This window comes from Novosphingobium sp. FKTRR1 (genome assembly GCF_020404405.1).
Classification (GTDB): Bacteria; Pseudomonadota; Alphaproteobacteria; order Sphingomonadales; family Sphingomonadaceae; genus Novosphingobium.
Genome location: NZ_JAIZDA010000010.1, coordinates 1 through 23028, shown reverse-complemented (window position 1 = coordinate 23028; position 23028 = coordinate 1). Strand labels below are relative to the sequence as shown.

Below are 23028 nucleotides of genomic sequence, written 5' to 3'. Positions count from 1 at the left end.
TCCTGCCGGCATCGTGTCGGCAGGGCTCGTATGCCCATCGTTTGTAGGAGGTTGATCATGCGCGCGCGGAACCTTGGTGTTGCGGGTGCTCGTGCATTTGCCATCCTGCTGGCCGGTGGTTCGTTCGCGGTGGCCGGTTCGGCGCAGGCCGACGTGGTGGCAAGCGCCGACAACGGCTTTGTCTCGCGCAATGCCGTCGAAGTGACGGCTTCTCCAGCGGATGCCTGGCGCGCGCTGATCGCGCCGGCGGGCTGGTGGTCGGACGAACACACTTTTTCCGGTTCGGCCAAGAACCTCAGCATCGATCCCGTGCCCGGCGGCTGCTTTTGCGAGAAGCTGCCCGCCAAGGCTGATTCGCCGCGCGGGGGTTCCGTGGGCGGGGTTGTGCACATGCGCGTGCTCTATGCCGAAGCTGGCCGCGGACTGCGGATGTCGGGTGCGCTGGGGCCGTTGCAAAGCGAGGCGGTCAACGCCACGCTGACAATCACGATCAAACCCACCGAAAAGGGATCGCGCATCCTGTGGGAATATGTCGTGGGCGGTTTCATGCGCTATGAAGCGCCGGCCATGGCCGTTTCCGTCGACCGCGTGATGGCCGAACAGATGGCAAGCCTTGCCAAAGTGCTGGGGCCTGCGGTGCTGGAGGCGGGTGAGCCAGTGGTACGCGCTCCGGAAGCGGTGACGGCGGTGGCCGCTGCGGCTTCTGCGGAAGAAGCGGGCAAGGGGACTGCCGACCAATCGGCCGAGCCGCGCGCGAGTGGGCGCAAGGCGGCGTCGCAATCTGCAAGCAATCCGCTACCGATCGAAGAGACACGCGGTGCGCCCGGCCTTGCTCCTCGCTCCGGGCGGGTGTGGAGCCTACCGCGTGCCACAGGGCCAAGTCGGGCGGCAGTGGCAGAACAGCCTGCGCCGGTCGGACCCGCAGCTCCGAGCGAAGTACTGCGCGTTGCCGCACCCGATGATAGCGTGACAAAGCCGCAAGGGTCGGCAAAAACGGTCGCGGCGACCAGGAACGCCAAGAGCCGAACGCGTCAGGCCGCGGCGAAAGTTGCGAAGCCTGCTCCAACCGAGGCTTCGGGAGCCAACGATGATGCTGTGTTGCAGCAGGTCGTGGCCGAGCCTGTTGCCGCACAAGCGCCGCCTCCGCCCAAGGCTCCATCGTTGCGCAAGGGAGCGGGGGCCACAGCCGCGACGAAGGCAAAGTCGGGCTCTGCGGCCATCGCCTCCAAGCCTGTCGTGGCGAGGCCGGTCGCAGCACCAAACCCCGACATCGATGCGGATAGCGAAGCACCGGCAGCCGTGCCAGCCACACCCAAGTCGCCCCAGTCGATCGCCAAGCAGATCGCCAAGCAGGGGGCAAAGTCCGGCGCCAAGCCTGCAAAGAAGCCATTGCCCAACCGCAAGAACGTTGAGGACAAGGAGCGTGAGGACGCCAATGCGGCGTTCGACGCGGCGCTCGGCGGTCCGCCCTGAGCGGGCAAAAGCTTGGGCTTAGAACTCGCTCCAGTCGTCGCCACCGCTAGGCGAAAGTGCAAGATTTCCGGATACCGGCGGCGGCGCCTTGCGGGCAACAGGCGCTTCGACTTCAGGCGTGGGCAGCCTGTCGGGTGCACTGGAAGCCTTGATTGGCGAGGCTGCGGCCACGCTGCTGGTGCCCAGCGAATGCCTGCGCATCCCGCTTCCGCCAGCGACAGGACGACTGGCCTTATCGCGTGTGCGGAAGGCGCTGACCAGTCTTGACAGTTGCGTGGCCTCGTTCGCCAGTTCGCGGGTCGCAGCGGTGGTCTGTTCAACCATCGCGGCATTCTGCTGGGTAACGCGATCGATCTCGCCAACCGACGAGTTGACCTGCCCGAGTGTCTCGGCCTGCATGTCGGCGCTGGTCGCGATTTCGGTGATGACCTGGTTGATGTCACCGACGCGGCCCAAAATCGTGCCAAGCACATCGCCGGTTTGATGCACCAGCGCGACGCCTTGTGACACCTGCTCGGCAGAGGCCGAAATCAATGCTTTGATATCCTTGGCTGCATCGGCCGAGCGTTGCGCCAGCGCGCGCACTTCGGTGGCGACGACGGCGAACCCTTTGCCGGCTTCCCCCGCACGGGCTGCTTCGACCCCCGCGTTCAGCGCCAACAGGTTGGTCTGGAACGCAATGCCATCGATTACGCCGATGATCTGGCTGATTTCGTTGGCGGAACTCTCGATCGCCGCCATCGCCTGAACCGCGCGTGATACGACGCTGCCACCCTTGGTCGCCTCGTCGTGGGTATCGGTGACCTGACGACGCACGTCGGCGGCGCCGCGTGCCGTTTCCTGCACGCCTGCGGTGACCTGTTTCATCGCCGCCGTTGTTTCCTCAAGCGTCGCGGCTTGCTGCGCGTTGCGGTTGGCCAGATCATCCGAAGCGCTGCGAATCTCGTTGATCGTCTGTGTCAGGCTGCTGGCACTGATGCGCACCGATCCGATCGCGCGGGCCAAGGCGGCAAGCGTCTGGTTGAAATTGTCGCGCAACTGTTCGTAGCGCGGGGGGAACTCGTCCTCGATCCTGTATTCGAGATTTTGTGACGCCAGTTCGTCCAGAGCCTTGGCCAGTGCGGCAACAACGGCGGCCTGCGCGGCATCATCGGCGCGCTTGGCCAGTGCGGTTTCGCGGAATACAGCGGCAGTGCAATAAATCTGCTGCACTTCGTCACCTTGCGGGTCGCCGTGAATTGGCCGGTCATAGTCGCCATTGGCCATGGCGCTCAGCGTGCCGGTCAAATCCTCGATCGGATGGACGACCGTGCGCTCCATGCTGCGCACCGCCCAGACGAGTGCCGCGCCGACCGAACCGATCGCAATCAGGGTAACGACTGCGCTGATAATCAGCAGCATTTGGGCATCGGCTGCAAGATCGTCAGCCGATGCCTTGATTGCGGCGACAAGATTGTCCTGCACGTCGGCAAAATGATCGAAGGTTTCGGTGAATGCCTTGGGCGCGCTGGTGGTGGTTTCGGGATGCTCGGTGGCCTGCCGGGCAGCATCGTTCAGCGCGACGATATAGGCTTCCTTGACCGGCCGAACGATATCGACGGCTGCTTGAAGTTTGGCGTCATAAGTCTGTCCGAACACTCTGGCGTAGGATGTGTCGATCGCCTGCGCGTCATCCTTGAGGTTGGCCATCTCCTTTTGCACAGCACCGGCATCGTGACGCTGCGCGGCAGCGATCACGCGGAACAGGTCGCTTTCCGAACCGTCGTGCTTCATGTCGGCGTAGGACTGGTCGCGCTGAACGTTGGCCATCACGCCTTGCTGTCGGGATACCTCGTACAATTCGTACTGGAGGAAGATCGCCAGCAGAATTTGGGCGAAAGTGATCGTCGCGACGGTGCCCATGGCAAAGCGGAAACGTTGCGCGATCGACTTGGTCTTGTTGGCAAGCACCGGCATATTCTCCTGCGGCGACCGCGCAAAGCACCGGCACCGGTCCACCGGGCGCAAGCGTACTTTCCGCAAGTCTGCCTCGGAAGCTAGGCGGTCATGCCAAGGATCTGCCTAAGACGTGGCTCTGGAATTATGCCTAACCGTCAGCCCGTGCACGGTAATGATTGGGCAGGGGGCCTTCGGCGCGGCATCAGGCACGCTTGAGGACCGCGCGGCGCGCGAGCAGCGCGACCGATGCCGACCCCAGCGCCATCGGCAGCAACAGGATGAGTCCCAATCCGTAGCCGCCCGTCGCGTCGGCGGCATAGCCCCACAGCATCGGTCCAAAGAACGACCCGCCCTGGCTGATGGTGTTGGCCATGGCGAGCGCGGCTGGGCGGTCTGCCAGCGGGACCAACCGGCTGACCACGGCCAGCGGCAACATCCCGGCGGTCTGCGCCGCCGCGTTGAACGCGATGTAGCCGCCGACCGCGGTGGCAGGCGAGCCGCCGGTTCGCAAGACAGCCAGCGCCACCGCACTCGCCAGCACCAGACAGGCATAGGCCAACAGCGTCCGCGAAACGGTGCGCCCGGCCAGCAAGCCGACCCCCAGCAGGCCGATCGCAATGGCGATGCCTCCAGCGGAGACGACCCGGCCCACTTCGGCAACACCCAATCCGGTGGCGTGCGCCAGCAATTTCGGACCGGCAAAAGTGATCGAATTGATCGCCATGAAGTTGAGGCCATTGGCCAGCCCGAGCGCGAGCACGAACGGGTTGAACAGCGCGCGGGCAAGGGTCTGAGGGGTTTCGTCGCCCGGTGCGGTCTCCAGCGCCAGACGTTGCTCCAGCCAGTCTCGCTCGCGATCATCCAGCCAGCGTACAGTGTCAGGCCGCTCTGGCAGGGCGGCAAGCAGAATCAGCGCCAGCAGGATCGACGGCACGCCCTCAGCCACCAGCAACCATTGCCAGCCGTGCAGGCCAAGCCATCCGTGCAGCGCCAGCAGCGGCGCGGCCAACGCGCCCATCGCCACGAAAGCCAGTGGCAGCGCGATGTAGAAACGACTGACCGCCCATGCCCGATGCTCGCCCGGAAACCAGGTTGAGACGTAGAGCACCACGCCCGGATAGAACCCGGCCTCTGCAACGCCCAACGCAAAGCGCATCAGATAGAATTGCCCGGGCGTGTGGATGAAGGCTGTCGCTGCGGAAATGACCCCCCATGACAGCATGATCCGGGCCAGCCAACGCCGCGCGCCAAACCGTGACAGCATCAGGTTCGAGGGCACTTCAAGCAGCGCGTAGCCCAGAAAAAAGACGGAGGCGCCGATGCCGTAGACGGTTTCGCTGAACCCCAGTTCGGCGTTCATGCTGGCTGCGGCGAAGCTAATGTTGGCGCGATCGACAAACGCCACGAAATAGCTCAGGAGGATCAGGGGCAGGGTCCGCCAGGCGATCTTGCGGACAAGCGCGCGCTCTTGCTGGTATGTAAACCCCGTCATTGCCCCGTCTCCCCCGCCAGACCCTGCGCAGTTGCAGACCTAGCAGCCGAAGCGTTCGCGGCAAGCGACGCGGGGAAAAAGGCGGACGAGCAAGCGCCTTGGCAGCTTTGACGATAGCTCCACAATGGTGTATGGAAGATCCGCGCCCTGTATGAGCCGACCCTTCGATAGGGGAACGGCTCCATTTCAGTATTGCTTTTCGGTTGACGCCATTTGCGAATCGACCTATGCGCGCCTTTCACACGAAACCGAAAGGGATACGGCATACCGGCGCAACCTGTTGCACTGGGTGATTGCTGACCTTTTTTGGCGTTCGTGTGTCTCGCTATGAGATAGGGTTTGGCCGTTGTGCCTGATCCTGTGGAGCTGAACGGAGAAGCAAGTGGCTCGTATTGCCGGGGTCAACATCCCCACCAACAAGCGCGTGATCATCGCGCTTACCTACATTCACGGTATCGGCCCGTTCAAGGCCAAGCAGATCGCGGAAAAGCTCGGCATCGACCAGAGCCGCCGCGTTCAGGATCTTTCGGACGCCGAAGTCCTGCAGATCCGTGAAGCGATTGACGCCGATCATACCGTGGAGGGCGACCTGCGTCGCGAAACCGCGATGAACATCAAGCGCCTGATGGACCTGGCCTGCTACCGCGGCCTGCGTCACCGCAAGGGCCTGCCGGTGCGTGGTCAGCGGACCCACACCAATGCGCGTACGCGCAAGGGCAAGGCCAAGCCGATCGCCGGCAAGAAGAAGTAAGATCGCGCGTAACACGCAGATCTTCCAACGGTTTCTCGACAGGATTTCAAGACAATGGCACGCGAACCTCAGCGTATCAAGCGGCGGGAGCGCAAGAACATCACTAGTGGTGTCGCGCACGTCAATGCCAGCTTCAATAACACCATGATCACCATCACCGATGCACAGGGCAACGCCATTTCGTGGTCGTCGGCCGGCATGATGGGCTTCAAGGGCAGCCGCAAGTCGACGCCTTATGCGGCGCAGGTTGCCGCTGACGACGCCGGCAAGAAGGCTGCCGAACACGGCGTGCGCACGCTGGAAGTCGAAGTGAAGGGCCCGGGTTCGGGCCGTGAAAGCGCGCTTCGTGCGCTGCAGGCGGTGGGCTTCACCATCACTGCCATTCGCGACGTCACGCCGATCCCGCACAACGGTGTGCGGCCTTCGAAGCGTCGCCGCGTCTAACCTGCCTTACGGCGTCCGGGGCGGCGGTACCACCGCTCCGGTTCGCCCAAGACTCGACCGGTCGCGGCGACCCTCTTGCCGGCGACCGGCACCCGATTCTAACCCCAGGGGAATTCCATGACTGTCAACATCAAGAACTGGCAGGAACTGAAGAAGCCCAACACCCTCGAGATCAAGCCCGGCACCGACCCCAAGCGGCGGGCGACTTTTGTTGCCGAGCCGCTTGAGCGTGGCTTCGGTCTGACTCTGGGTAACGCGCTTCGTCGCGTGCTGCTGTCTTCGCTGCAAGGTGCGGCGGTGACTTCGATCAAGATCGAAAACGTGCTGCACGAATTCTCGTCGCTGGCCGGTGTGCGTGAAGACGTCACCGACATCGTGCTCAACGTCAAGCAGATCGCGCTGCGCATGCAGGGCGAAGGCCCCAAGCGCCTCCAGCTTTCGGCAACGGGTCCGGGCGAAGTCAAGGCCGGCGATATCGCCGTGACCGGCGACATCGAGGTCATGAACAAGGATCTGGTGATCTGTCACCTTGATGAAGGCGCGACCTTCAACATGGAACTGACCGCCGACACCGGCAAGGGCTATGTCCCCGCCGTGGCCAACCGTCCGATTGACGCGCCTATCGGCCTCATCCCGATCGACTCGCTCTACTCGCCGGTGCGCCAGGTTTCCTACAAGATCGACAATGCTCGCATCGGTCAGGAACTGGACTACGACAAGCTCAACCTGACCGTCGAGACCGACGGTACGGTGACTCCCGAGGACGCGGTGGCCTATGCCGCACGTATCCTGCAGGACCAGCTGAGCCTGTTCGTCCACTTCGACGACCAGTTGCCGACCGGGCATGTTGCGGTTGCTGCGGGCGGCGTTGCCACCCATGCGCCGGAAGAGAGCGACGCCAACCAACTCAACCGTTACCTGCTCAAGAAGGTCGACGAGTTGGAGCTGTCGGTGCGTTCGGCCAACTGCCTCAAGAACGACAACATCATCTACATCGGCGATCTGGTCCAGAAGACCGAAGCCGAGATGCTGCGCACGCCGAACTTCGGCCGCAAGTCGCTCAACGAGATCAAGGAAGTCCTTTCGTCCATGGGCCTGCGCCTTGGCATGGACATCCCCGGCTGGCCGCCGGAAAACATCGAGGAAATGGCCAAGAAGCTCGAACAAGAGCTGCTCGGCTGAACCTTTGGGGGGCGTGCTACGGCGCGCCCCCTTTCGGGTGTTAGGCGGCGACCCCAACTGCCGCCTGGATCGGGGTACCTGATACGGCCCCCCTACGAACGAAGGATGAAAACATGCGTCATAAACTCGGCCAGCGTAAGCTGGGTCGTACCTCGGCCCACCGTATTGCGCTGCTGCGCAACCTGTCGGCCGCGCTGATCAAGCACGAGCAGATCACCACCACCCTGCCCAAGGCGCGCGAACTGCGTCCCTACGTCGAAAAGCTGATCACGCTTGCCAAGAAGGGCGGCCTTTCGAACCGCCGTCTGGCCCATGCGCGTCTGCTCGACGAAACGCAGGAAAAGAAGCTCTTCGAAACGCTCGCAGCGCGCTATGCCGATCGTGAAGGCGGCTATACCCGCATCGTCAAGGCCGGTTACCGCGCCTCTGACGCCGCTCCGATTGCGGTGATCGAACTGGTCGACCGCGACACTGCGGCCAAGGGTCAGGATTCGGGTCCGGTGCAGACCGCCGATGAGGACGAATACGAAGCCGCCTGATCGGCGCTGCGTTTCGTCAGGAACACAAGCAACGGGCGGCGCCGCAAGGTGCCGCCCGTTTCGCGTCCAGCTACCACACGAACCATCCGGATTTGAGGCACTTGTCAGCGGGGCTTCGGCGCTTCAAGAACGGCGGCATTCCGCTTCAAAAGGCTTGTCCCATGCGCTGCTTCACTCAAGTTTCGCTTACCGGTCTGGCCATCGCGCTTGCTTGCGCAATTCCCGTTCATGCTCAGGAGCCCGTGGTGACCAGCAATGCATCGGCGCTCGGCGCCTACCCGGCCAGCCCGCAAGCACCGGTGGTCGAACACCCGTTCGGTGAAACTGTGGTCGATCCCTGGCGCTGGCTTGAGGCTGACGTCCGCACCGATGGCAAAGTGGCCGATTGGGTGAAGGCGCAAAGCAGTTTCACCGATGCCTACCTAAAGCAATTGCCCGAGCGGCCCGCTTTCGAGAAGCGGCTCAAGGCACTGATCGACTACGAACGTTTCAGCCTGCCTGAACAGCGTGGAAATCGGGTGTTCTACCGTTGGAACAGCGGTTTGCTCAACCAGTCGCAATTGCTCGTGGGCGATGCCGACGCACCCGCAGGTGCCAAAGGGCGTGTGCTGCTCGATCCGGCCAGTTGGGCCAAGGACGGGGCGACGGCATTGGATGCCTGGGCGCCGTCGGACGATGGCGCGACCGTGGCTTACAGTGTGCAGGATGGCGGCTCTGACTGGCGGACGATCAAGTTTGTCCGCAGCGCCGATGGTGCGGCGTTGGCGGACGAGATCAAGTGGGTGAAGTTCTCGGGGCTCTACTGGGTCGGCAACGACGCGGTGATCTATTCGCGCTTTGCCGAACCCAAGGCGGGCGAGGCGTTCCAGGCGCTGAACTACAACCAGACGGTGTGGCTGCATCGCCTTGGTACACCGCAAAGCGCGGACGTGCAGGTCTATGCGACGCCCGAAGCGCCCAAGCTGGGCCACGGCGCGCAAGTGACTTCGGACGGCCGCTGGGTGGTGATCGGCAGCAACGAAGGGACCGATCCGGTCAACGCGGTGCACATCGCACGGATCGCTGGCGGCAAAGTCGGCCCCGTTACCGCGCTTGTTCCTGATCGGACCGCACAATGGGATCTGATCGACGGTCTTGGTGATGTACTGTGGTTCGTGTCGGGTCAGGATGCCCCGCTCAAGAAGATCGTACGGGTCGATCTGACCGGGCCTAAGCCGCAGTTCACCACCGTGGTGGCGCAAGCGAGCGACAATCTGGAAAGCGCGACCATCGTCGGCGACCGCATAGTGGCAAGTTATCTCCACGATGCGCGCAGCGACCTGCGCCTGTTCACGCTCGATGGCAAGCCGGCGGGCAGTGTGGCCTTGCCGGGGCTCGGTTCGGTGCAGGGCGTTAGCGGCCATGCCGGACAGGCAACCGGCTTCCTGTCGTTCACCAGCTTCACCACGCCAGTCACGATCCTGCGGCTTGACCCCGCGACGGCGGCCACAAACATCTGGCAGCCGGTCAAGTTGACGTTCGATCCGGCGGACTACCGTATCGAGCAGCAGTTCTTTGCGTCGAAGGACGGGACGAAGATCCCGCTTTTCGTGGTGCGGCGCAAGGACGCGTCTGGCCCGGTGCCGACGATCCTCTATGGCTATGGCGGGTTCAACGTTTCATTGAACCCGTGGTTTTCGCCGACGACGATGGCTTGGCTGGAAAGCGGCGGCGCCTATGCCGTGGCCAACTTGCGCGGCGGAGGCGAATATGGTGATGCCTGGCACGATGCCGGGCGGCGCGCGCGCAAGCAGAACGTGTTCGACGATTTCATCGCGGCGGGCGAATGGCTCAAGGCCAACGGTGTGACGCCTGCCAACGGTCTGGCAATCGAGGGCGCGTCCAACGGCGGGCTGCTGATCGGTGCCGTCACGAACCAGCGGCCCGATTTGTTCGCGGCCGCCAATCCCGGCGTCGGCGTGATGGACATGCTGCGCTTCGACCGCTTCACCGCCGGGCGCTATTGGGTGGACGACTACGGCTATCCTGAAAAGGAGGCCGACTGGCGGGTGCTGAAGGCCTATTCGCCGTACCACAACGTCCGTTCGGGCAGGGACTACCCGGCCATTCTGGTGACGACCGCCGATACCGATGACCGTGTCGTACCCGGCCACAGCTTCAAGTACACTGCTGCATTGCAAGCTGCGGCGATCGGCAGCAAGCCACACCTGATCCGTATCGAGACGCGCGCCGGCCATGGATCGGGCAAACCGATTGCGAAAGTGATCGAGGAAGCGGCTGACGTGCAAGCATTTCTGGCGCATTGGACGGGTTTGCAACCGCGCCCCTGAACTGACGTGGTGCGCCTGCGAAGCAGGGTGTTGTGCGTCGCAAAATAATGATTTGCCATGTTAATTTCTCGCAAGCCTTGTCGTCATTGTGCTACATGACGAACCGATAACGATATGATGATGCGGGAAGGATCGATCTGGAAGCGTGCCAAGTCGCACGCCCGTATGCTGTTGGCGGCAATGGCGGTTTGTGCGCTGCTGCCGCAGGGGGCTACTGCGCGTGGCGATGATGGCGAAGTCGAAGTCGCCGCAGCGGCGGTTGCCGCTTCCGCATCGTCTGCCGACCTTCCCCGGTTGGTCCTGCCGCCTGTTGCTGCAGCCGGTGCGGTCAATGCCGTTTCAGCCACGTCCAGACTGGTTCTGCCGACCCCGGCCTATCCATTCACACGCAGCGAGCAGGTGGTCGAACAGGCGTTCGGGCAACGTGTTGCCGACCCCTATCGCTGGTTGGAAGGCGATGTACGCCGCAGCGACGAAGTTGCCCGCTGGGTGGCGAACCAGAACGCGGTGAGCGGTGCCTACCTTGCGCAGCTGCCGGGTCGTGACGCGTTGTCCGCACGCATCCGGCGGCTGTTCGATTACGAGCGGTTCAGTCTGCCACGCAAGGCCGGTCGCAGCTATTTCTATCTGTACAATTCAGGCTTGCAGAACCAGTCGGCGCTGTACGTCCGTGATGGACTGGATGGGGCGGGGCGGATGCTGCTCGATCCCGACAGCTGGGCAGAGGGCGGCACGGTGGCGCTCGATGGCTGGGTGCCGTCACCGCGCGGGCGCTATCTCGCTTACACCCAGCAGGCGGCGGGCAGCGACTGGCGCACCATTCGCGTGGTCGAGGTCGGTTCCGGCCGCGTCCTTGACGAACGCTTGCGCTGGGCCAACGATACGCTGATCGGCTGGGTGGGGGAGGAGGGCTTCCTCTATTCGCGTTATCCGGCACCCGCCGACGACGCCGGGTTGCAGGCACCGGCTTTCGACAAGGCGGTGTGGTTTCACCGCGTGGGCACGCCACAGTCGCAGGATCAACTGGTCTACGCTACGCCCGATCATCGCGACTGGGCGCACAAGGCGGCGGTGACGTCGGACGGGCGCTGGGCGGTCATCCTGACCGAGGACAGCACGTTGCCGCGCCGGGCGGTGCACCTGATCGACTTGCGTAGAGGCGCAGGGCGCGACGGATGGCGCGTGTTGCCGCTGGTGGCCGAGCTGGCCGATGACTGGAAGCTGGTTGATGGCATCGGCGATCGGCTGTGGTTCATCACCAATCAGGGGGCGCCCAATTATCGGCTGGTGCAGGTCGATCTTGGCCCCGATCCGTCGATCAAGGTGGTCATTCCCGAACGCACGCAGGCGCTTGAAGGCGGGCGGATCGTTGGCGATCGTCTGGTGCTTTCCTACCTTCGGGACGGCGCGGCGGTGGCGGTGGTCACCGACCTGAAAGGGCGTCCAGCCCGCTCGATCACCATCAATTCGATCGGTTCGGCCAGCGGCTTTGGCGGCAAACCGGGCGATCCTGAAAGCTTCTACCAATTCTCCAGCTTCAACCAGCCGCCCGCCGTGTTCCGCATGGACATGCGCACTGGTGAGACGACCCCGTTCGCGCAGCCGAAGCTGGGCTTTGATCCGCAGGACTACCTGATCGAACAGCGCACGTATCCTTCGAAGGATGGCACGCAAGTGCCGATCTACATCGTGCGCAAGCGCTCTCTTGCGCGCGCGGGCATGGCTGCGCCGACTTTGTTGTACGGTTATGGCGGGTTCGACGTGGCGCTGACCCCGGCTTACTCACCGGTGCGGATGGCGTGGCTTGAGGCAGGTGGCGCCTTTGCGTTGGCGAACATTCGTGGAGGGGGGGAGTTCGGTCGCGCTTGGTACGATGCCGGGCGGCTCGACAAGAAGCAGAACAGCTTTGACGATTTCATCGCGGCGGGCGAATTCCTGATCCGCGAAGGTATTACGCCAAAGGGCGGACTGGCCATTCAGGGCGGCTCGAACGGCGGAATGATGGTCGGCGCAGTCATCAACCAACGCCCAGATTTGTTCGCCGCGGCCAATCCCGATGTCGGGGTCATGGACATGTTGCGCTTCGACCGCTTCACGCAAGGGCGGTTCTGGACGCAGGACTATGGCAATCCGGCGCACGAAGCGGACTGGAAGGTGCTGCGCGCCTATTCGCCCTATCACAACATCCATGCCGGGCTTTATCCGGCGATACTGGTGACCACCGCCGACACCGATGATCGCGTGGTGCCGGGACACAGCTTCAAGTACGTGGCGGCGCTCCAGGCCGCGCCGGTCGGTGAACGCCCGCACTTGCTGCGGGTGGAGCAGGATGCCGGCCACGGCTCGGGCAAGCCGGTGGACAAAGTGATTGCCGGGGGCGCTGATGTTCTCGCTTTCCTGGCGTACTGGACCGGGCTCGACCTTCGCTGACGCTGCCAGACGTCGCGCCATTCAGCCGCGCGAAAGCGGGACGGGTGCAGATTTGACCTAACGCATCGGACATCCGGTCAGCGACAGGACGGCATCATGGACAACACAGTGCACGCACAGGGACGATCGGGCGGACGGTGGTTGGTCGGGCTTGTCGCCGCTGCGGCGATGATCGGCGCCCCCATCGCCGTGCAAGCCCATCCCGGCGGTTGGGGCGGGGGTTGGGGCAATGGCCATCCCTATCATGAACGGCATGACCGTGGCCCCGATGCCGGCGAAGTGATCGCCGGGTTGCTGGTGATCGGTGGCATTGCGGCCATAGCCACTTCCATCGCCAACAAGAACAAGCGGGACGAGGCAACAGCCGCCTCTGCGCCGCCACCCTATCCGCAAGACCAGCCTTCCTGGGCGGGGTCTGCCTATTCCGGACCTTCCTGGCAGGACCGCGATGCGCGCTGGGATGCTGTGCCGCCTGCCACTGGCAACTATGGCTGGACGCCGGGCGCACATGATCGCGGGTTGGACAATGCGGTCGAGGCATGTGCCGCGCGGGCGCGCGACCGGGGTGGGCTGGACCAGATCTGGGATGCCGCGCGGCAGGGTGACGGCTATCGCGTGCGGGGCAATCTTGACACCGGCAACCCGTTCATCTGCAATGTCGATCAATCGGGCCGCGTCACCGACCTGACCGTTTCAGCGCAAGACGGGCGGAGCACAGCGGGTCCGGGCGCCTATGGTTCGCCCGACGATGCGCGGCCGACGGCAACCGGCCTGGGGCGCGCATTCGACAATGATGACGGTCCGGTCAACGGTTACTGAAGTACTGGCGCATTTCGCGCGGGCCGTTTCGATTCGCCCCTTGCGATGGCGCGATGGGGCTTCTATCCGCTGGGAAAAGCAGCTTAACAGGACCACTCGCCATGACCATGTTCGATGACCGGGAACGCGCCGAAGAAGCCAAGTTCGCGCATGATCAGGAAACCGTCTTTCGTGTTCAGGCGCGGCGCAACAAGTTGTTGGGACAATGGGCGGCCGAGCAGATGGGCCTCGATGCAGCTGAGACCGAGTCCTATGCCCGTTCGGTCGTGCAGGCCGAGTTCGAGGAAGCGGGCGACGAAGACGTGGTGCGCAAATTGCTGGGCGATCTGGTTTCGGCAGGGGTCGACATCGACGATGCCGCCATCCGTCGCGCGCTTGAGGTCAAGTCTGTCGAAGCGCGCCGCCAGTTGATGGGCGAAGTCTGATGGCGATGGCCGCTGCCGAGATCGAAGGCATGATCAAGGCAGCCTTCCCCGACGCCGACGTGACCATCACCGATCTTGCCGGCGACGGCGATCATTACGCCGCGCATGTGGTATCCCCCGCTTTTGTCGGCATGTCGCGGGTGGCGCAGCACAAGGCCGTCTATGCGGCGCTGGGTGGGCGCATGGGCGGGGTGCTGCATGCCTTGCAACTGACCACCGCCGTTCCCACCTGAGTGGTCGAAAGGAATCATTGATCCCATGTCATCGCACCAACGCATCGCCGAAATCGTCGAAGGTAACGACGTCGTCCTGTTCATGAAGGGAACCCCGCTGTTCCCGCAATGCGGCTTTTCCAGCAAGGCCGTGGCGATCCTTGAGCACCTCGGCGTCGAATATGCGACGGTGGACGTGCTTCAGGACATGGAAATCCGCCAGGGTATCAAGGCGTTTTCCGACTGGCCGACGATCCCCCAGCTTTATGTGAAGGGCGAATTTGTCGGCGGATCGGACATCATGATGGAAATGTTCCAGGCTGGTGAGCTGCAGCAATTGATCACCGATGCCGATGTAAAGACCGCTGGCTGACCCGATCAGGGTTCGATTTCAGGTTCGGGCGGCCTCGCCAAGCGCGGGGTCGCCCGATGTCTTGTCCGCGGCGCGCGCGCAGACTTTTGGCAGTGAGGCTCATTTGGGGCTGATAAGCGGCCGTCCCCGGGAGAGGCGGAACTGCGAGACCATTTGCAGTTCCGCCTCGGTGTCGGGACACATTCGGCACTTCGAAAGCGAAGCATGAACCGTGCCAAGGTCTGGATATGGCGGCATAGCAAGGTCGCTGCGCTACGGCGCGGCGGAAGCTTTGCGCGAGTTGTAAAGACTTCCGACACCTGACGGTTGATCGAGACGCTTGGCAAGCGCGATCGGGCAGCGCATGATCGGACGATGCAGTCAGACGAAACCTCCCCGCCGCACGACGATGTGCCGGCAGCACGACCTGCCGCAACAATCGTCATTTTTCGTAACGATCCATCGGGCGGGCCTGCGCAATTGCTGCTGGTCGAACGATCGGGCAGCATGGTCTTTGCCGGTGGTGCCACCGTCTTTCCCGGTGGCCGCGTCGATGACGCAGACCGGGCGCTGGCGTCGCGGCTGGCTCCGCAGCTCGATCTGGACGATGCAGCGGCGCGCATTGCTGCCATTCGCGAAACGCTTGAAGAGACCGGGCTGGTCGTCGGTGTTCAAGGCACCGTGAATGAGGCTCTCGCGGCAGCGGCGCGGCAACGGCTGCTCGAAACCGGCACGCTTTCGCCGGTGCTCGACGAGTTCGCTTGGACGCCGCTGTTCGATGATCTCGTTCTGTTTGCCCGGTGGTGGCCACGGATGCGCGAAACCCGTATTTATGACACGCGGTTCTATCTGGCCGATCTCGGCACCGGCGCGGTCGATCTGGTCGTCGATTCGACCGAAAATCAGCATCTGTTCTGGGCAAGTGCCCAAGAAGCGCTGCAAATGGCCGACGACGGGCGGATCAAGGTCATTTTCCCGACGCGTCGCAACCTTGAACGGCTCGCGCGGTTTCCCGACTTTGCGGGCGCACGCGCGCACGCACTGGCCACACCGGTCGTCACGATCACGCCGTGGATCGAACAGCGCGAGGGCGTGTCGTGGTTGATGATCCGCGACGATGCCGGGTATCCGGTGCGGGGCGAACCGCTTTCAAGCGCGTTTCGCGGCTGACCTGCCTGTCATCGAGGGTGTGCGAGGAATTGCTGCACCGCAATATCGGGCGAATCGGGCTGGCGGCAATTACTAAGTAATCGTTTCTATTTGCTCTTGGGCCTTGGTTGAGTGAGTCGCAGATAGATTGGCTTCGGAGGTATTCCGATGGCCCTGCCGCAGTTCCGTCTTCCGCCCGCTGCCGACCTCGATGAACATGCTGCACCGCGGCTGGCGGGGCAGCATGATGCTTATGTCGAGTCTCCGGTTCATGGCTTGCAAGCAGGGCTTGCGGTGTTCGAAGCCGTTGCTGCGGCTCCGAACGAGCATCGCTATCCTGGCTGGTTCCGACTCGGTTTCCCGCTTGTGGCGTCGTCGGCGTTGTGGGCGTTGATCTTCGCTGCGGTGAGAATGGTCATCTGAACCGACGGTGCGGGCCAATCCTCCAGGGCTTATCGAACCGTCCCGGGGCTAACTTGCGCTGACCGGCGCGGCCGGTCGCTCCATCCTTCGTGCTGACAGCCGGACTTGCTCCGGCCACGAAGGAGAACCACATCATGAACGAACTGGTGTCCATGTCGGCGTTCACGCCAGCGTTGGCATGGCCTGACGGGGCAGCGCACAGCTCGGCGCCCAGCACGGCGAGCCCGCGCGTGCCGGTTGTCCGTCCCGTGCGTCCGGGGGTCTTGTCCGTACGGACAGTGGCCGCAACCGAGCGAGCAATCCGCGCGCTTGATCTCACGATCGCGGCTGGTTTGCTCATCCTTTCATTGCCTTTGCTGGTACTGATCGGTTTCGTCATCCAAGTGACCAGCTCTGGCCCGATCGTCTTTGCCCATCGCCGTATCGGCGAAGGGGGCCGCGCATTCCCCTGTTTCAAGTTCCGCACAATGGTGACTGACGCCGACGCCCGGCTGCAGACCCTGTTGCAAAGCGATCCTGTCGCGCGGGATGAGTGGGCGCGCACGCAGAAGCTGCGCAACGATCCCCGCGTCACTATGGTCGGTTTGCTGTTGCGCCGCTCCAGCCTCGACGAACTGCCGCAACTGATCAACATCTTGCGCGGCGACATGAGCCTGGTCGGCCCAAGGCCCATCGTCGAAGCCGAGATTTCCCGCTACGGTCGCCACTTCGCCCAGTATTGCAGCGTCAAACCGGGCGTGACCGGTTTGTGGCAGGTTCAACGGAATGCGGACACATCCTATCGGCGGCGCGTCGCTTTCGATGTCGCTTATACGCGGTCCCGCTCGTTTTGGCTCAATCTGAAGATTTTGGCGCTGACATTGCCGAGTGTCTTGCGCGGCAAGGGGGCATGCTGACGCGCATTCCTGCGCGGTTTGGCCAGGGCGGTTTGATCTGTGTGCTCGCGAGCGCCCGCCACCCTTCTCCTGTTGCAGCGATCGTTCCCAATCCGGCTGCCGCGAGCGGAGCGGCTCCCGCCTTACGCCATGTTGTTCAAGTATGATCCAAGCCGGCTTGCAATGCCCGGCTGAGCGGGGTCGTCGACCGATTGTGGGCAGCCGCGATCAGGGCGGCCCATTGCGCCACTCTGGTTGTCGACCTCCGTCCGCTACCCGCCATCACGACCCGTGTTACTGCGACGCGGGTCAGAACGACGTTTGAACCGGTGATCCGATTGTGAAGCCGCCGGTTGCCATTGCATCGGCTTGTCGGTTCAGTTGGCCGCGTGCAAAGCGGCGTGTGTCGTTCGCACGAATGCACTTTTGGGCAATTGGGAATGGCTGTGTTGGGGATCGATGCGGCGCGGCCATCTTCGACCGGATCAGGGCAAGTCGTGACAGTCGCAGGGAGCGGCAGCCGATTAAGCTCCGGGTAGCCTGAAGCGACGAATGAGGCCCTGAGTATCGGGCCAAAGTGTATCGGGCCAAAGTGTTTTGGGCCCAATTCGCACGCAATCTGCCAGAATCGCGCGGTGTTAGCGCATGGGAAGCGATCCGCTGAATGTCCGCTAGCAAGAGCTGGTCCGCATTGCGTGCCAACCCCGGCAGGCTGCAAACAGTCCGGTATCCGGGCGCATCTGCTTAGCGGATCTGCCCGGTCAGAAGCGGATCAACATCACTGCCAAAGCAACCCAGAACACCTAGCTGAGCGCCAAGCCGATCATGACGCCACGTGCCGTGGAGTTACTTTCTGAATCGATTGCAGAAAAAGACAAATCAGTTGTCTCTTCGTAGTAACGAAGCCGTGCCATCTGTGCGACCCTCTCGATCTGTTTCCCCACCTTAACCGGCGGAGTTTTTATTTTCGGTTTACGGCGCGGTAGCCAGAGCAGACAGCTTGGTCTCACCCGAATTGACGCGTCGCCCGCTATGATCTGCCTTGGCTTCGGCAATCAGCAGCGCCTCAAGCACCGCCTCTGCCTGGCTTCGCCATGACCACCGCGTCGCTCGATCATAAGCACGAGAAATTTGTTCTGCAATACCCGTATCGTGCCGAATGCATTGACGAACAGCCTGCACCATGTCGTCAATCGAATGTGGATCGCAATAGAGCGCGGCAGTGCCACACCGTTCGGTCATCGAGGGGATTGCCGACACGACCACGGGACAGCCGAAGTTCATGGCTTCGACCGGTGGCAGCGAACTCGCTTCGTAAAACGAGGGAAACAGCAAGCAGGCGGCCTCGCGATACAGCTGCGCCAGCGCGGCAAGGTCAGTTACCGGCCCGACGAGTCGTACCTTGTCGCGGATATCGTCAGGTACGTTTGCCGCGATGGGCGTGAGGATATCACTCGATGCCCCCACCAGCAGCGTGCTCACCCCATCCTCACGCGCAAGTCGGATCGCCACCGCCAAGACGCCGTCGATATTTTTGCGCGACGACAGTGAACCGACGTAAAGAACATACCCGGCGTCGGAAGAGTCAGATCGGGGCTGCACACTGCCATCGCGCCAGCCACCGTTCTGAGCCACCCTGATCCGCGGCAAGGCTGGGGGATGCAGCTTGCCCAGAACGGCGCGCTCGGTTTCGGAAACGGTCAGCAGCGCACTGGCGCGCCGCAGCAGAAATGGCAGCATCAATCCGTGGCCAAGACGGTAACGATACCGATAGGCCTCGGGAAACTGCCGATAGGATAGATCGTGGATCATCACTGTGGTCGGGTGGCTTGCCAGCAATGACCTGATCGGTGCGGTATTGCCAAGGCACAGCAAGTGCCCGCCGCGCACTCTTCCGGGCAATATCACCTGCTCCCAAAGGTGCCCGCGCGGTCCGGTGCCCGTGCGTTCAACCATGGTGGAGCGCAGGTCCAGTTCGGAGACATCGGCGCCCGCTTCGCAAACCAGCCGCAGGCGCAGAGGCACCTGATCTTCGGCGATCAGATGGTCCATCGCGCGCACCACTTCACGCGCCACCCGCTGCACACCGGTGACCGGTTGTGTCAGGAAGCGGCCATTGATCACGATTTCGCGCGGGGTGCGGCGAAGTGGCATGATCTGCGTTGAAGGCGGCGCGGTTGGGGTGGGGGCAATGGACAGAAGCGGAGACAGAACAGGCATCGTGATCCCTTGTGATGGTCGGTCAGGTCAGGCCCTGAACCATGTGGCGACCAAGCCGGTACGGCCTTGGCCGGCCTGGCGCGGAGCGGCGGAGGCAGCATTTGCGCATGCGGCAACCGCATTGCCCGCGCAGTTTAGCAGCAACCCTGAAGGCTTCTGCTGCCACTTGGTCGGGAACGGACGCAACCGGCGTAGGACGGTGGCCGTCGCATGGTTACGTTGCGGTCATCGATCCAGGGAGTTGAATGGTCATGCTGCATTCCGGTCGTCGGAAAGACGCTTCAAACCGTGCGCCCATGCCGGTTGCGACGGCGACCGCTGCGGTAGAGCAAGTCGATGGAGCGCCGCTTTCGGCCTTTCGGCGGGCGAAGGGATGACGGGCCAAAAGATGACGAAGATGCGCAGTGTCGTTTTCAACGGCAAGTTCTGCGTCGGCGCGCTCAATGGCGTCCGCCGCGTTGCTGGACGGCTGGTGCGCGAAGTCGACAAACTGCTTGCCGCCAGCGCTTTTGAAGAAGCACCGCTGGATTGCAGCATCGTGGTACCGCGCGGATATGGCCAAGCCGTGCCGGGCTTGCGCAGGATTCGTGTGGTTGAGGATGACCGCAGCGTCAGCCAGGCGTGGGAGCAATTGCGCTTGCCTCGTCTGGCGGCGGGGGCGGTCCTCGTCAATCTCGCCAATCTTGCGCCGATCGCGCACCGGCGGAAGGTTACCATGCTGCACGACGCGCAGTTCTGTCGGTCGGACAGCTCCTATCCCGTTCGGCAGCGTCTGGGTTACCGTCTGCTCACGCCGCTGATGGCGCGGACCAGCGAACGGGTGCTGACCGTTTCGGCCTTTTCACGTGATGAATTGCGCGCTTTCGGCATAACCGGCCAACGTCCGGTCGACGTGTTGCACAATGGTGCCGACCATATCCGCGAGGTTGAGGCCGATACTGTTGCGCTCCAGCGGCTCGGACTTGTCCAAAGCAGCTATGCGATCCTGTTCGGCAGCATCAAGACCTACAAGAACAACCGCGTCGTTTTCGACGCTTTCGCCGCAGGGGCGCTTGCTCCGCTGCGGTTGGTCATCATCGGCCCCGATCGCGCGGAACTTGAAGCTGCCAACCTCGATCCGCCAGATGATGCCGTCTTTGTCGGCCCCTGCGACGATGGGGTTCTGCGCGCCTTGTATGAAGGAGCGCAGGCGCTGCTGTTCCCCTCGCTTACCGAGGGTTTTGGCCTTCCCCCGGTGGAAGCCATGCTGTGCGGCTGCCCGGTGATCGTCGCCCCTTGCGGCGCCTTGCCGGAAGTTTGCGACGTGGCCGCGCTTTACGCCGATCCCTTCGATCCGAAGGATTGGCAGCGTCAGTTGCGCGCGCTGGCCTTCCCCGCGTTGCGCCAGGCTCAGGTTGCGGCCGGGCTGGAGCGTGCGACGGCATATACTTGGGTCGGGGCGGGCGAACGCCTGCTTACCCTGCTCAACGAACTCGCCCGCAGCAGGTGAGCCACTTCGATGACATCCACGAACCTTCACCCCAATGCAGTGTCCAAAGTCGTCGGCAAGGCGGCTGATTTGCGTGGCGCCGGCTTGACAGCCGCAATCGCCATGATCGCCCGTGGAAGTGGGCAGGGCGCGGTGGTTGTAGTCACCCTGCTGGCGACCAGGGTGCTCTCGCCCGCCGACTTTGGCGTGTTTGCCATCGGCGCGGCGCTACTGACCCTGGCGCGCACGATGCTGTACACCGGACCTTTCGAGTATCTGCTCAAGGCTCCGCTGGAGCGGACCCGGCAAGTGGCCAGCGCTTGCCTTGCCGCCAACCTAATCGTCGCACTTGTCTGGCTGATCCTGCTGTGTGTGATCGGGGTGCTCAGTCCTTTCGTGTTCCATGGCGCGGGTGTCGGCGGCATCGTGCTCGCGCTGGCGCCCTCGAACCTCATCGCGGCATTGGCGGGTTGGTTGGAATCGCTGCTTTTGCGCTCGGGGCGGGTGCGTCGCTACTATGGGGTGACCATCGTGGTGGAGATTCTCTCGGCAGCGGGTGCGGCGGGTCTGTTGCTCGAAGGTCAGGGATTGTGGGCGCTGGTCGTTCAGGTCTACTTGCGCCTCGCACTTCTCGCAGGCTTGTATGGCCTGATGGGCCCGGGCGTGACCCTGGTGAAGCCCGATCGTGCCGAGACGACGGCAGTGCTTGGCTGGTCGGCCAGTCGCTACGGTTCGGTCATCGTCGGATTTCTGTCCAATTACAGCGGTGACTTGCTGCTGGGCGTGGTCTTTTCGCCTGCCGCGTCCGGCCTGTATCGGGTCGGCAATCGCATCGTGACGGCTTTGGCTGACATGTTCAACCAGCCGGCCGGTTTGCTGATGACCACCTCGCTCGCCGCCGCTCACGCTCGAGGCGAACATCGTGGGCGGGCATGGCTCGGGCTTCTTGCACCGTTTGCGGCCCTCTCATGGCCCGCATTGGCGGTGCTGGCGTTGACTGCGGACGCGGTCGCGCCGGTTCTGCTCGGCCCCGCGTGGGCGGCAGCCGGACCGGTCATCGCGGTGTTCTGCGTTGCGCGCATGGCCTCGTTGATCGGCGTCGGCGCCACCGCAGAGCTGGTCATCAGCAACCGTCAGGGGCGCATTCTGGCGATCCAGACCGCTGCTGCGGTCGCCAGCGGCAGCTTGACCTTGCTCGTGGTCAACTGGGGAGCGCTGGCTGCCGCCATGGTTTCGGCGCTGGTCACGATCGCGGCATCAGCTGTGCTCGCTTGGTCTGCGCTGGATCGGCGCCCGCAAAATGATTCGCTAGGCCGCAGGCGCGGACATCAACCGCTGACGTGTGCGATTTTACCACTTTCGGGTGGCGTGGCGGCGGTGCTGGCAGCGCGTTTGATCCTTGGCGCAACAGGGGCGGGGCTGGCAACGTTGCCTCATCTGGGCCTTGCAATCGGCTGCGCCATCGTCGGTTGGGGGCTGGCAGTGGTCATCGTCCTGCCAACACTTGGCCGATCATTGATCGTGCTTTCCGGCCATCGGACATCGCGCTGAGCCGTGCCTTCGCGGAGGTAACCGCCCCGTCGGGATTGACATGTCGTAGTTCACGGCAGCGTCCCACACCTTTCGAATGTCCGCCTGTTGCCGCCTTGCTGGCTGCGGAGCGGATCCGACGATTGGCCTTGTCCCGGGTTGCCGCGCCAATCCGGGCGATGCGTATGATGTCCAACCGCGTCTCGCTGGCGTGCCTGAAGGCAAGTGCGCTACCATAGCGGAAGCGGTTGACCTATGTGGCCTGCGGTCGATTCAATCGCTCTTCGCGGTGAAGGCTGCGCAGTCACTAATGGCAATTGGTGGTGGCCTCGCTCCGGAGTGTCCTGAATTGACGCCCAGCAGATTGGGCGATCGCACGGCGATCTTTCGCCTCTTCCGGCCATGGTGCAAAGCTGACGTATCCAGGGGCCGGGGCGACAAAGGTGGTCGAGTCACGGATGACAATGACCGCACCCCCTTCGGCAACGCTGGGTGCCAATCGAATGTCTCGGGCTTGAGCGAAAATGGGTGGACTGGTCGCGGTGGTCATGCCGTTTGTCGGATGGACTTGCGCGCAAACCTCGCCATCGGAGCAATGCTTATGCTCGATACGCCCTCTTTGCTCCCGACGGCGGGTGCCGAGACACATCACCAAGCGCATGCCATGCGGACCGATCGGGCCGTGCATACGTTGAATGTCCTGTGCGCGAACCGGCGTGCTACTATGAAATCTTTCGTCGCGCATGTCTTGCGGAAAGCCCGGATGGCCACACCCGGCCAACAAAACTGTTTCGAGATGATCGTACCTATGGAGCCGGGCTGACTGAACTTCGGCATCCGGAGTTGTTAGAGCCCGAGCGAAAAGTGGTTGAGCGATATCAGTAGGTTGTGATTCAGCGTCGTTGTCGAGACGATGGAGGAAGCACATGCCCTGGACTGATACCGCTCGCCGCAAGCATATGCGGGAAGGTGCGGG

Annotated in this window: 19 protein-coding genes; 16 read left to right on the top strand and 3 right to left on the bottom strand. The window is 63.2% G+C overall.

Annotation, left to right across the window (positions count from 1 at the left end):
• Positions 1 to 57: 57 nt before the first annotated feature.
• Positions 58 to 1473: a hypothetical protein gene (locus tag LDN95_RS11200; protein ID WP_226017763.1), complete on the top strand. Its 1416-nt coding sequence runs from the start codon at positions 58 to 60 to the stop codon at positions 1471 to 1473.
• An 18-nt stretch (positions 1474 to 1491) separates the two neighbouring features.
• Here the strand turns inward: LDN95_RS11200 and LDN95_RS11195 are convergent, their stop codons facing one another.
• Positions 1492 to 3423 carry a methyl-accepting chemotaxis protein gene (locus LDN95_RS11195; RefSeq protein WP_226017762.1) on the bottom strand — a complete coding sequence of 644 codons (1932 nt, stop codon included), beginning with the start codon at positions 3421 to 3423 and terminating at the stop codon, positions 1492 to 1494.
• Between the two features lie 190 nt (positions 3424 to 3613).
• Positions 3614 to 4903, bottom strand: coding sequence for an MFS transporter (locus LDN95_RS11190; protein WP_226017761.1), 1290 nt, complete (start codon positions 4901 to 4903; stop codon positions 3614 to 3616).
• Between the two features lie 382 nt (positions 4904 to 5285).
• Here LDN95_RS11190 and rpsM point away from each other — a divergent pair, with 382 nt between their 5' ends.
• From rpsM to LDN95_RS11125, 13 genes are all read left to right on the top strand, one after another.
• On the top strand, positions 5286 to 5654 hold the full coding sequence (rpsM, locus tag LDN95_RS11185) for a 30S ribosomal protein S13 (RefSeq protein ID WP_226017760.1): 369 nt from the start codon (positions 5286 to 5288) through the stop codon (positions 5652 to 5654).
• Between the two features lie 54 nt (positions 5655 to 5708).
• On the top strand, positions 5709 to 6098 hold the full coding sequence (rpsK, locus tag LDN95_RS11180) for a 30S ribosomal protein S11 (protein ID WP_008065643.1): 390 nt from the start codon (positions 5709 to 5711) through the stop codon (positions 6096 to 6098).
• Positions 6099 to 6215: 117 nt separating this feature from the next.
• The gene (locus tag LDN95_RS11175; protein ID WP_226017759.1) at positions 6216 to 7280 is read left to right on the top strand and encodes a DNA-directed RNA polymerase subunit alpha; all 1065 of its coding nucleotides are present in this window, start codon (positions 6216 to 6218) and stop codon (positions 7278 to 7280) included.
• Positions 7281 to 7393: 113 nt separating this feature from the next.
• Entirely contained in the window at positions 7394 to 7819 is a 426-nt protein-coding gene (gene rplQ, locus LDN95_RS11170; protein ID WP_226017758.1) for a 50S ribosomal protein L17, read from the top strand.
• Positions 7820 to 7980: 161 nt separating this feature from the next.
• Positions 7981 to 10149 (top strand): prolyl oligopeptidase family protein, encoded by a 2169-nt coding sequence (locus LDN95_RS11165; RefSeq protein ID WP_226017757.1) that lies wholly within the window; start codon positions 7981 to 7983, stop codon positions 10147 to 10149.
• A gap of 114 nt (positions 10150 to 10263) precedes the next feature.
• Positions 10264 to 12579, top strand: coding sequence for a prolyl oligopeptidase family protein (locus LDN95_RS11160; protein WP_226017756.1), 2316 nt, complete (start codon positions 10264 to 10266; stop codon positions 12577 to 12579).
• 96 nt (positions 12580 to 12675) lie between these two features.
• Positions 12676 to 13398, top strand: a complete 723-nt coding sequence (locus LDN95_RS11155) for a hypothetical protein (protein WP_226017755.1) — start codon at positions 12676 to 12678, stop codon at positions 13396 to 13398.
• 101 nt (positions 13399 to 13499) lie between these two features.
• On the top strand, positions 13500 to 13823 hold the full coding sequence (locus LDN95_RS11150; RefSeq protein WP_226017754.1) for a DUF1476 domain-containing protein: 324 nt from the start codon (positions 13500 to 13502) through the stop codon (positions 13821 to 13823).
• Positions 13823 to 14056 (top strand): BolA/IbaG family iron-sulfur metabolism protein, encoded by a 234-nt coding sequence (locus LDN95_RS11145; RefSeq protein WP_226017753.1) that lies wholly within the window; start codon positions 13823 to 13825, stop codon positions 14054 to 14056. The genes LDN95_RS11150 and LDN95_RS11145 overlap by 1 nt, the downstream gene beginning before the upstream one ends.
• A gap of 25 nt (positions 14057 to 14081) precedes the next feature.
• Complete coding sequence (grxD, locus tag LDN95_RS11140) at positions 14082 to 14408, top strand: Grx4 family monothiol glutaredoxin (RefSeq protein WP_226017752.1); 327 nt, start codon at positions 14082 to 14084, stop codon at positions 14406 to 14408.
• Between the two features lie 354 nt (positions 14409 to 14762).
• Positions 14763 to 15557, top strand: a complete 795-nt coding sequence (locus tag LDN95_RS11135) for an NUDIX domain-containing protein (protein WP_226017875.1) — start codon at positions 14763 to 14765, stop codon at positions 15555 to 15557.
• Between the two features lie 147 nt (positions 15558 to 15704).
• A complete protein-coding gene (locus LDN95_RS11130) occupies positions 15705 to 15959 on the top strand; it encodes a hypothetical protein (RefSeq protein WP_226017751.1) in 255 nt (84 codons plus the stop codon).
• A 134-nt stretch (positions 15960 to 16093) separates the two neighbouring features.
• Positions 16094 to 16855, top strand: a complete 762-nt coding sequence (locus LDN95_RS11125) for a sugar transferase (RefSeq protein ID WP_226017750.1) — start codon at positions 16094 to 16096, stop codon at positions 16853 to 16855.
• A gap of 951 nt (positions 16856 to 17806) precedes the next feature.
• Here LDN95_RS11125 and LDN95_RS11120 read toward each other — a convergent pair.
• Positions 17807 to 18988: a glycosyltransferase family 1 protein gene (locus tag LDN95_RS11120; RefSeq protein WP_226017749.1), complete on the bottom strand. Its 1182-nt coding sequence runs from the start codon at positions 18986 to 18988 to the stop codon at positions 17807 to 17809.
• A 463-nt stretch (positions 18989 to 19451) separates the two neighbouring features.
• Here LDN95_RS11120 and LDN95_RS11115 point away from each other — a divergent pair, with 463 nt between their 5' ends.
• A complete protein-coding gene (locus LDN95_RS11115; protein WP_226017748.1) occupies positions 19452 to 20543 on the top strand; it encodes a glycosyltransferase family 1 protein in 1092 nt (363 codons plus the stop codon).
• 102 nt (positions 20544 to 20645) lie between these two features.
• Positions 20646 to 22073, top strand: a complete 1428-nt coding sequence (locus LDN95_RS11110) for an oligosaccharide flippase family protein (RefSeq protein ID WP_226017747.1) — start codon at positions 20646 to 20648, stop codon at positions 22071 to 22073.
• The last annotated feature ends 955 nt before the right edge of the window (positions 22074 to 23028 follow it).